This window comes from Glycomyces tritici, from assembly GCF_030403505.1.
Genome location: NZ_JAUEMJ010000002.1, coordinates 1 through 13,050, shown reverse-complemented (window position 1 = coordinate 13,050; position 13,050 = coordinate 1). Strand labels below are relative to the sequence as shown.

The window sequence follows — 13,050 nt, the reverse complement described above, 5'->3', positions numbered from 1 at the left end:
CGACTCGGCTTGGTGGAACTGCCAGCGCCAGGTTCCCTGTGACCGCTTCAGTGGTTACCGGGGCCGCATCCGGCCCGCACCTGATGTGCGCGCTGCCGGAACGACGTATTCGCAAGAGCCGCACCGAAGCGGTCCTAGCATTGATCAGCCGGCGGCATCGGACGGAGCTGCCGCAGCGGTGAGCAGCCGGTGCCCCGCGCGTTCAGGCCGGACCCCCGGGCCCTCAGGCCGGGGAAGGTGCGGCCGGGGAGCAAGAGCGGCGATCGCGTTCTCGTCCACCCGCACACCGAGGCCGGGTGCGTCGCCGAGAATGTAAGAGCCGTCCTCGATGGCGTGCTCGACTTCGATGCCGACGGGCGGGTGCAGGTCCTGCAGCTCGCTGGCGAGGTGGTTGGGCACGGCTGTCGCGGCGTGCAGCAGTCCGACCGGGATGTTGCCGATGGGGCTGACCGGCAGGTCGAACGCGTGCGCCAGCGCGGCCGTGCGCAGGAAGTGAGTGACGCCGCCGACCGCGGCGGTCTGGACGATGTCGACCCCGCCCGCCTTGAGGAGCGGGCGGAACTGCTCGAGTCCAGTGAGGTTCTCGCCTGTGGCGATGGCGGCGCGGACGCCGCGCTGGACCACGGCCAAGCCTTCGGCGTCCCAGCGCCGCACCGGTTCCTCGACCCACGCGAGGTCGAGCGTGCGCTCGAGTTCGCCGATGTGGCGGACGGCCTGTTTGCGCGACCACGTCTCGTTGGCGTCGAGCATGAGACCCGGCCGCGCGGTGCCGGCGTCGGCCAACACTTCTCGCACTAGGGCGAGACGGCGGCGGTCGGCTTCGGGATCGATGCCGCCCTTGAGCTTCGCCGCCCGCAGTCCGCGCTCGGCATAGACGACGTAGGCATTGACCAGCTCTTCGTCGCCCAGGCCGATATCGAGTCCCGAGGCGTAGGCGGGCACGCGCCGGTCGCGACCGCCCAGGAGGAGCCACAGCGGCTGCCCGGCCGCCTGCGCCTTGATGTCCCACAGGGCGGTGTCGAGCGCGCCGATCGTCCCGAACAGAGCGCCGTTGTGGCCGGCCTTGAAGGCGTAGCGCAGCATCCGGTCGTACAAGGCGGTCACACTCCGCGGATCCTCGCCTTCGATCGCGGCGAACACGGTCGCCGCTTCGGCATGCGATCCCAGCCCGACTCCGGTGATCCCCTCGTCGGTGTCGACCAGGAGCACTGGCAGGACGGTGACGCCGTCATCGAGGACACCGTTGGCGTCGCCCACCGGGCGATCCCACTCCTGGATCGTCGTAAACGTTCGGAAACCGGTGATGCGCATGTCATCCCTTCGTGGACCGCGGTGATGCCCGCGGCGATCTGGCGTTGAAAGACGAGATAGAGCAGCAGCACCGGGAGCGCGGCGATGAGCACTCCTGCGGCGAAGGTCGGGATGTCGGCCGCGCAGGGAGCAGCATTCGCGAGCCGCGGAACCGCAACCGGCCCAGCACATACGGCGCGAGACGGTCGGCGAATGGCCGCCGCGCCCCTCGGGCGGGCCGGCACCGCGAGCTCGTCGGGCCCCCGGCCCGCACCGTCGAGGTGCGGGCCGGGGAGGGTGTGCTCGTGTCCGGCACGGTCTCGACTTCTCGCATCGCGTCAGACCGCCTGGTCGCCGTCGGTCGCCTCCACGGTCTCGACGGTGAACTCACTGAACTGCGCCTGACCGACCGAGGTGGAATGAGCGGTGAAGATCATCCCCGCATCCTGCGTAGCGGACGTCCCCGCTGCGGTCACGGGAGCGCCGAGCTGCGTCCAATCGGTGCCGTTCGCCGAAAATTCGGCCGTGACCTGGTCGCCCTCGCGGGAGAGCCGGAGCCAGACCGGGGCCGCGGCCGGCTGCTGCCGTCCTTGGTCGAGGAATCCGTCCCCATCGGAGTCCCACTGAAGGCTCACGCCGTTGTCCGGTGTGGCCACCAGTACGACGTACCCGGTCGCCTCCTCGGGCTCGGTGACGTCGTTGCGGATCACGAGGCCGGCCTTGGTCCACGGGTTGACCGGATCCACCGCGTCGACCCGCACCGTGACGACCGAACCCTCTTGGAAGGAATCCGGAGCGTAGACGGTGCCGTATTCGTCGTCGCGCTGGCCGCCTGCCCCCCAGATGTCGGCGCCCGCATTGCGGATGGCATAGGCACCGTCGAGTTCGCCGAGCACGCCCGGCACTGAGCCGTACGTGCGCAGAGTGGACACCGGCGCGCCGACTGCCGTTGCAGCGTTCACCTTCCGGGAGTTCTGGTCGCCGTTCACGGTGAAGCCGACGGCGACTTCGACCGTGCCGACCTCGATGGGTTCATCGACTGACTCAGGAGCGGTGAGCCGCAGCTCGATCTGGGCCGAACCACCCGCTTCCAGGGAAGCGGGCACCTCGTCGACCGGCTCGACGGTCCAGCCTTCCGAAGCCGTGGCGGTCAGCGACAGGTCGGTCAGGTCCACGTCCTCGGCGACGTTGGTCAGGATCAGTTCGACCGTGATCGCCGATCCCGGTGCGACCGAGCCGTCCGCTGTGATGTCGACGGCCAGTTCCGGGCGGCTCGGGTCGGTGCCGGTCCGCAGTTCGGGCGCGATCCCGGCGTTGTAGATGACTCGGGCGGCGTCGGCGGGGACCGACTCGCCGCGGGCGAGTCCCACCGTGCCGGTGACAGTGTTCGTCCCGCGCCCGTCAGCGAAGTTGGCGCTGCCGCCGATCACCCAGTTGTCGGTGTAGGCGACGTCGCCGGTGTGGTTGTTGGAGCGCTGGTTGAAGAACTGGGTGTGCGCGGCGTCGAAGACGTTGCCCTTCACGGACCAGTAGCGCGAGCCCTCGTCGAAGTAGACGGCCGCGCGTCCGGTCGGGGGATCGTCGGGGAGGCGGATGTAGTTGCCTTCGAGCACACTGCCGGGTGCGGCCGACAGGTTGTAGAACGCGGCGCCGTCGTTCATCTCCAGCATGACGTCGTGGAGGTAGTTGAACGCGATGTGGTTGTCCACCAGCGTGGTGGGCGTGTCGTAGATCGGCTGGTAGTTGTAGAGGCCGCGTTCCAGGTATTCGGGGCTGCCCCCGGGATCGTGGGCGCCCCAGCCGTAGCCGGTGTTGATGCCCGAGTACGGCAGGTTCCGCACCTCGTTGCGGACGATGTTCGCGCGGGTCACGTAGGTGGCGAGGATTCCCGCCCCGTCCTTGTACTCGATGGCGACGTTGTCGACGAGGTTGTCGCTGATGGTGACGTCCTCGACGATCATGCGTTCATCACTGGGGTGGTGCGAGTCGAGTGCGATGCCCCCGGCCACGATTGCCTGGCCTGCGGTCTCGTGGAACTGCGAGCGGGTCACGACGATGTCGGAGGCGCCGAGGCCGATGCCGGTGGCGTGCGCGTTGGCGTCGTTGCCGATGCCGAGGCCCACGGACCCGATGCCGGTGTAGACGTTGTCGCTCAGTTCGATGCGGTGCGCCGCCGACACCTGGACGGCGGCGGGCATCTGGAGGAAGGTGTTGCGTGCGCCTTCGAACTCCTTGCAGCCTTCCGCGCAGGTGGCGAAGGCGTCGGCCGGTCGGTCGTGGTCGCTGCCGACGAGGTACGCGCCGGTCTGCTGGCTCGCGTAGCCTTCGTCGGTGCTCGGGGTCGTCCAGGTCGTGCCGGTGAATTGGATGCCGGAGAACCGAAGGTCGTGCACGGGTTCGTCGTAGGTGCCGCCGATCTCCAGGAGTGTTTCGAGGCGAGGCAGTTCGACGCTCGCCTCGGTCACGTCCTGGCCGTCCAGGGGTTTGTAGTAGACCTTGCCGGCTTCCCGGTCCAGGTACCACTCGCCGTCCTCGTCGAGGAATTCGCGGGCGTTGACGATGTAGAGCGGACCGGCGCGGAAGGTGCGCTGGACGGTGTCCCAGCCCCACGTGTTGTTGTTCCAGGCGGGCTGGGCCATCGCGATGCGGTCGGCGGTGATGTCGGCGACCGGGGACCGGCGGTGGGTGAAGGATCCGACGAACTCCAGTTCGGTGCGGTCGGGCTGGTCGATGTCGGCCAGCCATGCCAGTGAGTCGGCCAGGTCGACGCCGTCGGCGGTGAAGGTCAGGGCGTCGCGGGGGAGTTCGGTGCGGGCGCGGGTGGCGAGACGGCCGTCCACGTAGAGCTGCCTTGCCTCCAGGTTCGCGTCTGCGGGGGCGGGCGCCTCCCACACACCGGGCATCGCGGTCGACTCGGTCCAGCCGGTGACCGGCGAGGCGCCGGAGATGACGGGCGTCTCGCCAGGGGCCGCGGTCCAGGTGATCGGGTGGTCGGCAGAGCCCGAATCGCGAGCGTCGAAGCGGAGGGGTTCGGTGAGGCGGTAGGTGCCGCCGGCCAGTTGCACCACGATGTCGCGGTCGTGGCCGTCGGCGCTACGGACGACTTCTTGGGCCCGCTCCAGTGAGCACGGGACCTGCGGTTGGCACCAGGCGGTGCCCTTGCCGTCCGGGCTGACGTACAGCGTGAGCGTGCGGTCCTTGCCGGCCGCTGCCGCCGGGTTACCCAGCATGGCCACCACGCAGGCGATCGCGGCGCCGAGCGCGGCGAGTGCGAGGGCGGTTCGACTTCGTTGTCTTGTAGCAGGGGGCATTGCTCCACAGCTCCGTTCGTTGAGTGATGTTCGGATGCAAGGTGTTCGGGCTTCCGTTCTGCATGTCTTCAGCGGTTGTGGAGAACCGGTCGGCCGCTCGGAATCTGGGCGACGATGTTGGTGTCGGACGCGATTGCGCCGGCGTCGAGAAGGAGGCGGCCCATGCTGCTCGTTGCTTCATTGCAATCACTCTCCCGAGGTGTCCGGTCGCCTGCTCATCAGCCTGAAACATAGAACGTATGACGTCTGATGTCAAACGCGTGTCGTAGACTGACCGCGACCACCGGGCATGGAGGAACTATGACGGATCTGCGGCACTCCGCCACGGAGCATCCACCGCGCCAGGAGTGGACCCGGAGACCGGCCAATCTGGCCAAGGCGATCACCGCGGAGCTGGTGCGGCGCATCGTGCTCGGCGAATATCCAGCGAACTCGTCGCTGCCGCCGGAACCGGCCCTGTGCGAGGCGTTCGCGGTGAGCCGGACTGTCGTGCGGGAGGCCGTGAAGATCCTTCAGGAGAAGGGCATGGTGCGGATCCGCCGGGGAACGGGCACTACAGTGCGGCCTCAGACGGAGTGGAACATGCTTGACGAGGCCGTGCTCGCTGCGACTGTCGAGGCGGATCGAAGCCTGGCGGTCCTCGATGACCTCGTCGTGACTCGGCGCCTGCTCGAGTCCGACATGGCGAACGTCGCGGCCCGCTCGGCCGACGACGCGTTGATCGAGCGGCTGCACTCACAGGTCGACCGAATGGACGAGCTCGTGGACGACGTCGTCGCCTATAAGGAACACGATCGGGACTTCCACGACTCCGTCATGCGGGCCTCGGGCAACCGCATTGCACGTGCGGTCGTGCGGTCGCTGGAAGGCCAGGTCCTCAACACCGCCGGTTATATGGGCAAGGATGAACGCGATTTGTGCGTGGCGTCGAACCAGGGACACCGCCGCGTCTACGAGCGCATCGCCGCGCGTGATCCAGAAGGGGCGGCCGAGGCGATGTTCAACCACATCACCGAGGCCTGGCTGGCCCGCCGCATCGACCAAGGCGACCCGACCCGACTCGACAGGTGACGCACCGATTTCGGGCTGAGCTCAGGCCGTGGCGAGCGGGCGCCCGCTGTCGCGCCAGCCGAGGACGCCGCCGTGCCTGCCGACCGGCTGCGGAGTCGCGCAGGTCGGTGTAGCCGGTCGCGCTCGTCGGCGTTTCTGAAGCGGGCGCGCACCCGGAGAGCGGACTGCCGCACGCGGCCGCGCACCACGTTCAGGTTGCTGTCCGACCTCGGGCTGACGCAGGCCTGAACTGCGAACCGAAACACACGGCCGGGCGATCCGCATGGATCGCCCGGCCGCTACGTGTTCGGCTTTCGTCAGGCAGCCTCGGCGTATCTGTTGAAGTCGAGGCGGTCGGCGAGTCCGGCTCCAGTGAAGGCCTCCTCGATCTCGACCGGTTCCATCGGCGCTCCCTCCAGATGGCGCCCATTCCTCACGAGAGGCACGCCTGTGCCTGCCTTCGCGAGAAATATTCCACAGAAGTATCTTCCTAGGAATCTTGTTGGGTTAAGCTCACACTGCCGGACCGCTGCCGCGGTTCCGGATCATCGATAGTGAGGAGTGGCGTCATGGGCGCACCCGCCATGGGTTCGATCGGCTGGTTCGAGTTCGGTACGGATCAGCCCGACAAGGTCAAGGAGTTCTACGGGGAGCTGTTCGACTGGCAGTTCAGGCTCAACACCGACCTGCCCGGCGTGAACTACCACGAGATCACCACCACCCCCGGCCAGCCCGCCTCGGGCGGCATCTTTGAATCGGGGGGCAGGTTCGAGGACTACGCCGTCTTCTACGTCCTGGTCAAGGACGTGGCGGCGGTCGTGAAGCAGGCCAAGGGCCTCGGCGCCGAAGTGACCATGGAGCCGGTCACCGACGCCTCCGGGATCACCTTCGGCCGCCTGCGCGACACCGCCGGCAATCACTTCGGCGTCTTCTCGCCGCCCGCGAAATAAGACACGCAGGGAAATGCCCGCCGTCCAACTGGTCGCGGCGGGCATTTCGCGATTGCCGGACTGGCGAGGCAGTCAGCGGGGAGTCGGCAGCGCGCGGCCCGCGGCCCGCAGTTCGACTAGGGTTTCATGAAGCTCTGTAATCCGCTGGCGCGGCACGACCGACCCGATCCGCGCCTCCAGTTCGTTCTCGAAAACACGCATCGCCGCCGCCAGTGCTTGCCGCCCTTGGGCCGTCAGCTCGATGACCGACGAGCGGCGATCGCTCGGATTTGGGTGGCGCACGCAGTATCCGGCGGCTTCGAGCTTGTCGACGACCTTGCTCGTGCCTCCGACGCTGATCGAGAACGCCGCGGCGATATCCCGCACCCGACTGCCGGAATGCTGCTCCAACAGGTCCATGATCTCGAACCAGGTGAGCGGCAGAGCGCACTCGGCCTGGAGGCGCGCGTCAATGGCATCCCACAGCTCAACCTGGAAATAGACCAGCTCATGAAAGAACGACTGCAGACCAGCCACGCTATGCCTTCCCAGGAATTAGCTTCAAGCGAAGCTACATGGTACCTCTCCCACCAAATCGAACCTGGCGGTTGTCTGGCAGGAGCAGCAGGGCGCTCTTGCGCTCATACGGCCCTGATCATGGATGTGCCGGTCGTACGTCGCCGGGAGTAGGAAACTCAGAGTGGAGTCGTGTTCTTCCAGTTCGGGGGCGTACGAATCTGTGACTACATGACCCGGGTGGGTCTCATATCCCAAGGCCCTAGAAATTAGTCGATTATGGATGGCATTGCGGAGCCAATTTACGAGCCATTCGCTGCGGAAAACGATGCTCAACGTTGCCGGACAATGACTATTGATGACTAACGCGCGGTATGATCTACCTGCGAGGATGGTCAGGATATCGGACTTTGAGGCGCATAAAATAGACTTGAGGTGCTAGTGTCCTATTATGGACGTGGGGGTTCAAGTCCCCCCTCGCGCACAGATTAAAGGCCCTGGTAACAGGGCCTTTTTTGCTGCCTTTGGAGGGCGGGTCCGCGCCCCGGCGGGGGCGGTTGTACGGCCTCAGGCAGCCAAAAAGGCAGCCATTCGGAACCGGATGCGGATCCTTTCGGCATGGGATGCTTCAAGGTTGGGCATCGTTGGTTGTCCGACGGCTATTGATGGTCAGTGGCAGTGGTCTCAGGGGGTGCCCGGTCTGAGGCGCCTTGAGTGTTGTCGGTTGGGTGTGGTGTCAGTCAGGCCCGTCCCTAGCGCGTGTCGCAGGTGGGCGCCCTTTCGGTGAGACGCTTCAAATGCCGTTCTAGTTAGCGACCGCTGAGGTGACGAGCGGCAGTTGCTGCGTCGTGACCGAGGTCGGGATCGTGTGCCATGGAGGCGAGCAGTCTCTGGGAGGCCTGATTGCCGACCCTGGTGAGAAGCTGGATGTATCGGCGCAGATGGTCGAGCTCGTTGCGCCATCGTGTCAGTTGCAACTGTCGCCCGGATCGGGCGATGCCGGACTCGAGGATGGCGCGAGTTTCCCCGGGGAATAGGTCCAGGAGGCTGTCGAGGGCGTTCCTGACCGGGGTCTGGTAGGTGTCGCTGATCCAGAAGAGTGGCTCTGCAGCGTTGTCGTTCAGTTCATGCAGTAGCCGCTGCCAGTGCGGTCGACATCGATCGGCTACTTCTTCGCTGGTGAGACTTGGGCAGTGCATGTGCCAGAGGATCTGGCCATAGCATGCCCACGCTTCTCCTGTCGGTCCGTTGAGGTTGGCCAACGGTGGCGGTGGGTGCATGTGGCTGGCGAGACCGAGCACGCTGATGACGTTGGCAGCGATATCGTCCTGGGGTTGCATCATGTTCTCGGAGAGCGACGCCGCCCACAGTTTGAACGCGGGGATGGCCATTGGGTCGTTCGCTTCCAGGAGGTCCCCGAGGATCAACGGCTTCCAGACGAGCGCTTCGGCATGGCGCCCGGCGAGTGCGGCCAGCCGAATTCGCTTTGCGGGCTCGAGCGCCTCTATAGCTTCGGCAAAGGGGGGTCCGACGACCGGTTCAAGCTGGTTGGTGTACAGGTGGTAGGCGTCAGCGATGGCTTCGGCGGTTTCGGGCGCATCCAGGACCTGTTCGATCTCGGTGGCGATGTCCTCCGTGGTGAACGGCAGTGAGATGAGGTCGTAGGCGGCGAGGCACTCGGTGAGTGCGTCCGCGAGGAACAGATGGCTGGTATGCAGGTTCTGCAGGAAATCCTCGATTGCGTTCAGTTCGCTTGGTGTGGCGTTGTGTCGTAGGAACATCAGCATGTCGAAGATGGCGAGCTGCAGATGGTAGGCGCCGCTTTCCCAGGCGCATTTGGCAGCCGGAAGTACGTAGGTGGTGGCATCGAACAGGCTGGTGCGGCTTGCCAATAGACACACTAGATAGATGCGGCTGTAGTGGGTTGGATCAAGTCCGTGGCTCAGAAGTGCGAACTGCTGTGCGGTGACTGTGGAGTCGAATCGATTGAAGGTGAGTCGGCATGCTTCCAAGATCAGGCTGGCCGGCAGCGTACCCGAGTCTGTGCGGAAAATGCCGACCAACGCGGTGCCGATGTGGTGGGGGAGGGTCTGTGGCTCGGCCGCGGTCGCTGATGCCAGCGTCGTGTCGGTGGCGTCGAGGAGCAGCATCGTTTCTCGAAGCAGTACCCCGTCGTGCAGCACGGTCCCGACCGCGGCGAAGACCGCTGCCTCATACGAGCTCCATGCCGAGGGGGGAGTGATCGCGAGTTGAAAGTCGGTCTCGAAATGCAGGGAGCAAGTCGCCATCACGCGAGTTGCGTGGCTGAGCAAACGTCGCGCTTCTCGATCCATGAACTGCTCAGGTACCGGCCCCAGTCGGCCCTGTAGTGCATCTGCGAACATGCTCGACGCCGGTGCCGCCTCCATAATTGCCTGCACCGCTTCGATGTCCGGTGCGAACGTGGCGGCAAGAGCGACCAGATCGGCGCGGGATGGGGCTTGCAGCTCACGAGCCAGCACGGTGGGGTCGTCCAAATGATTGAGGACGATTGCCTCCGCTGCCAGCAGCCGCTGGAAGCGCTCATGGGCGAACGCGAGATGCTGACCCTCGATCTCGACGAGTCCGCACACGAGTGCATCGCGCATGTCAGCACCGTCGACCCGTGACGCCAGACGCTCGGCCTCGCCCAGGGAGAGGGAACTGCGCAGTTGCTGGTCCATAGCGCGCGCCCAAGCCCGCAGGACCGCCCTTGCAGCAGCAGGCCTGGCGCTTCGCGACAACCGCATACGAATATAAACATCGAGCAAGATCCCCGTGCCGGCCCGCGCCGGAAGGGCGCCGTGAAGCTTGGCGGCGAGCGCGAGCTCCAGCGGATGTTGAAACAGCGCGAATGCGGATTCGGATGCGTCAGCGCCATGGGAGGCGAGAATGCGGTCACGTTGTTCCGTAGAGGGCGGCTCGATCGACCACGTGGTGCCGGCCAATGGCTCTGGGGCGTTGCATTGTTCCTGGCCGGTAGTGACGACGGTGACCGGTTCACGCAGGCACAAGGCGTTGAGCTCGTTCAAGAGCTCCTTTTGCACGTCCGGGGGACACTCGTTGAGGCCGTCGACAAGCAGCACCACCGGCTTCTGACGGGTTGCTGCTCCCTGGATGAGTTCGTGGGCTTCTCGCGCCCAGTAGGGTGCGACCGCCGAATCGAGCAAGACTCCGAGCCCGTGCTGACCGTAGGAGCGGGCAGTGAGCCAGATCGGAAGACTGTCCTGATGGGCCAGTTGCGCGGCTAGTTGAGTCAGCGCGACCGTCTTGCCTGCCCCTGACGGCCCGATGATGTGCACATGCTGCGCGGCCTCGAGATGGGAAGCGGAAGTATCGGTTGGAAGCTCGGTGCCCGAGGCAGTCGTGATCGTCAGCGGCACTGCCGCGGCGAGGTCCGGTTCGCGATGGGCAAGAAACCGCTGGAGGTACTCCTCCAGCGCTGCCCCGTCGACGGCCCGCGGGGTAAGCCCGAGACGAACGGTGAGCATGGTCTGATTCACCTGGGCTCCTTCCAATGCGAAGTCCCGGGCTAGGTCCAGAATTCGGTCGAGGCACCGGTTCGCGGCGTCGAAGTCGCCGTCAGTGACCTGAAGGCTCAATCGAGAAACGGCGTCAGCGCGGTCACCGTCCTGGCCTTCCTGAAGTCGCAGCTCAACCACATAGAGGCCTGAGAGGAGGCGCCATGTCTGGTCGTCCCCGGTGCCGGTGCTCTCCGAAGCGGCCGTGACCATTTGGTCGAGGCGCTGTAGACGTTCTCGCAGCGTTCGGGCCCGTCGAGTGGCGACATGGTCGTGAAACGCCTGCGCATTGGGTTGGGCGCGTGCGCAGCTGGTGAGTTCGGTCAGGTCGCGTGCGAGGCTGGCGGGCCCCTCCATCGCCAGTGCAAGCCTTCGGTGGCCAGACGTCAGGTCGTCTTGGTGTTGTTGCATCTCGTCCAGGAAGGAACGGAAGAGTTTGACCGAGGGCGCGTCGCTCGGTTTGAGCGTCGGCCGGCGCCGCACCGCGACAGCGAGCTCGCGCTGGATTCCTGCCGTGGTGCTGCCCCGGACCAGGAAGTCGTCGACTTTGGTTCCTGGAGCCTGGAAGATGACTTCCGCCGGGGTGATGTCAGCGCCGAGCGCCGGCAACGGGACTTCGGTGAGGACATGAGTCAGCAAGACGGCACCGAATCGATGCTCCAACACGGTGCCGCCGCCACCGGAGGCATAGGGATGATTTGGGATTGGAAGTTCCTCCACCGAAACAGTCTCGCATCGGCACTGGTCGGAGAGGGTTCAGGTCCCGTGTGTGGTCGGTGTGGACGGTGATCTGGAAGAGGATGTGCGGAGGGCTAAGCGGGTTGTTTGCACGAGCCGCAAAAAATCAGCATGCTGCCACGCGGCACCTGGTCCTCGGACGCGAGGCCCAGGGGTGGACGCCTAGCTGGCGAACTGCCGTGCAGTCAAGACGCCGAACAGCTCGGACATCGTCTCGAGTACCACCATGTTCCTGCTTAGCTCCGCACCTTGCGATCGGACCTTGCCCGGGAGGGGCTTAGCGATGTCCCGTTAGTTGCTCGTGGGTGCGCCCAGGCGCGGCGGTTTCGCGGGTGTCAGCCTGTAAGGGTGAGGTTGTGGAGGCGGGCGATGCCGGCCATTGCCTCGGCGGAGCCCTCGCCACGGAGGCGGCAGTCGCGCAGGACTTTCCAGACTTTCAACTTCGCGAACGTGTGCTCGATCCGGGCGCGGACATGCCGGTGCGACGCGTTGTGCTCTTCCTTCCACCCGACCAGTGGTTCGTCCTTGGATTTGCGCCGGTGCGGAATGACCGCCCTGGTTCCCGGGTAGCCGCCATCAGCGATCACGGTCGCGGTGCGCGTGGCGTGGTCGATACCGGAAGCGGCGAAGGCGATCGAGTCGTTCCGGTTACCCGGTAGCGGCGTCCCGACGGTGACCACGAGCTGGGTGTCGGCGTGAATCACGACCTGATGGTTCGTGGAGTATCGGTAGTTCTTCGACTTAGCCGCTACGGCGTGGTCCCTGGTGGGGACCAGGGTGCCGTCAACGATGAGGACGGTCTCGGGCGCGAAGCGCTGTCGGGGCCGAAGCGCGAGTTTCGGTGCCAGGTCGTCGATGATCCGATCCGCGGCGGACTTTGAAGTCCCGAACAGCGCCGCGAGCTGGCGCATGGTCAGGTTGGTGCGCCAGTACGCGGCGACCAGCAGGACCCGGTCTTCGAAGGCAAGTCCCCAGGGACGGCCCTTGAGGGCGGGCTCGGCGCCCTCGGATCGCAACTGCCGCAAGAGCTTGGCGAACTGCCGGGCCGGCAGGCCGCTGAACAGCTCGATCATCGTCTCGTCCGCCGCACTGATCACACTTGCCACTCGCCTATGATCCCTTGTGTTCCAACAGCATCCGAGCCGGTCCAGTTGAACCCGATCGTGAAGCGTGCGGGCTCCTACGGGCACCTCGATCGCAGCGTCATCAACGTGCGACCCTTCCTCGGTGAGTACTTTCGACGAAGCCGAGGTCGGCGAGCTGCTCCATCGGCGTGGCTGGCGGACAGCATTCACCGTTGCCGAGCGGGTCAATCGGTGGGCGCACCTGGTGGCCGACGTCGAACGCGGCTACGGCGACGACATCTACGAGTACGCCAACGACCTCTACTGCCGAAACTGGCTCCACGAGGCATGGATCCTGTTGCACGATGATGTCGTCCGACGCTGGACTCCGCAGATCAAGACCCTCGATGACCGCTTCCGCGCGGCGACGATCGATGACGATGGTCTGGCACTCGACCAGTTCCACAAACTGCCCGACCACGACATGTGGTGGTGGCGTCGCCACCCCCGTATCCTCACCGGATCTCTAGGTCAGTCCCTTCGCTCCGCCGGCGCCAGAGGCACCGACACGGATGCGGACTGACCGACCCCAAGCTTCCGGGACATCGCTTAG

General features: G+C 65.7%; 8 protein-coding genes and 1 pseudogene. 3 read left to right on the top strand and 6 right to left on the bottom strand.

Annotated features, from left to right (window positions below; all coding sequences use genetic code 11):
* Positions 1-144: 144 nt before the first annotated feature.
* The 3 genes and pseudogenes from QWI33_RS05340 to QWI33_RS05335 all read right to left on the bottom strand — a co-directional run bounded on the left by QWI33_RS05340 (position 145) and on the right by QWI33_RS05335 (position 4,601).
* Positions 145-1,311: a mandelate racemase/muconate lactonizing enzyme family protein gene (locus QWI33_RS05340; RefSeq protein WP_353895402.1), complete on the bottom strand. Its 1,167-nt coding sequence runs from the start codon at positions 1,309-1,311 to the stop codon at positions 145-147.
* Between the two features lies 1 nt (position 1,312).
* Positions 1,313-1,433, bottom strand: a pseudogene (locus QWI33_RS29310) (carbohydrate ABC transporter permease); the annotation flags it as partial.
* Between the two features lie 195 nt (positions 1,434-1,628).
* The gene (locus QWI33_RS05335) at positions 1,629-4,601 is read right to left on the bottom strand and encodes a hypothetical protein (RefSeq protein WP_270112614.1); all 2,973 of its coding nucleotides are present in this window, start codon (positions 4,599-4,601) and stop codon (positions 1,629-1,631) included.
* A gap of 300 nt (positions 4,602-4,901) precedes the next feature.
* Between QWI33_RS05335 and QWI33_RS05330 the strand changes: the two genes are divergently transcribed.
* Both QWI33_RS05330 and QWI33_RS05325 read left to right on the top strand, forming a co-directional pair.
* Complete coding sequence (locus QWI33_RS05330; RefSeq protein ID WP_270112615.1) at positions 4,902-5,672, top strand: FadR/GntR family transcriptional regulator; 771 nt, start codon at positions 4,902-4,904, stop codon at positions 5,670-5,672.
* Positions 5,673-6,220: 548 nt separating this feature from the next.
* Positions 6,221-6,601 (top strand): VOC family protein, encoded by a 381-nt coding sequence (locus QWI33_RS05325; protein ID WP_270112616.1) that lies wholly within the window; start codon positions 6,221-6,223, stop codon positions 6,599-6,601.
* Between the two features lie 72 nt (positions 6,602-6,673).
* Here the strand turns inward: QWI33_RS05325 and QWI33_RS05320 are convergent, their stop codons facing one another.
* The 3 genes from QWI33_RS05320 to QWI33_RS05310 all read right to left on the bottom strand — a co-directional run bounded on the left by QWI33_RS05320 (position 6,674) and on the right by QWI33_RS05310 (position 12,479).
* On the bottom strand, positions 6,674-7,117 hold the full coding sequence (locus QWI33_RS05320) for a MarR family winged helix-turn-helix transcriptional regulator (protein ID WP_270112617.1): 444 nt from the start codon (positions 7,115-7,117) through the stop codon (positions 6,674-6,676).
* A gap of 788 nt (positions 7,118-7,905) precedes the next feature.
* Positions 7,906-11,355: an NACHT domain-containing protein gene (locus QWI33_RS05315; RefSeq protein WP_289955667.1), complete on the bottom strand. Its 3,450-nt coding sequence runs from the start codon at positions 11,353-11,355 to the stop codon at positions 7,906-7,908.
* Between the two features lie 353 nt (positions 11,356-11,708).
* A complete protein-coding gene (locus QWI33_RS05310; RefSeq protein WP_289953625.1) occupies positions 11,709-12,479 on the bottom strand; it encodes a transposase in 771 nt (256 codons plus the stop codon).
* Positions 12,480-12,600: 121 nt separating this feature from the next.
* On the opposite strand from QWI33_RS05310, the gene QWI33_RS05305 reads away from it, so the two are divergent.
* Complete coding sequence (locus QWI33_RS05305) at positions 12,601-13,020, top strand: hypothetical protein (RefSeq protein ID WP_289953626.1); 420 nt, start codon at positions 12,601-12,603, stop codon at positions 13,018-13,020.
* Positions 13,021-13,050 lie beyond the last annotated feature (30 nt).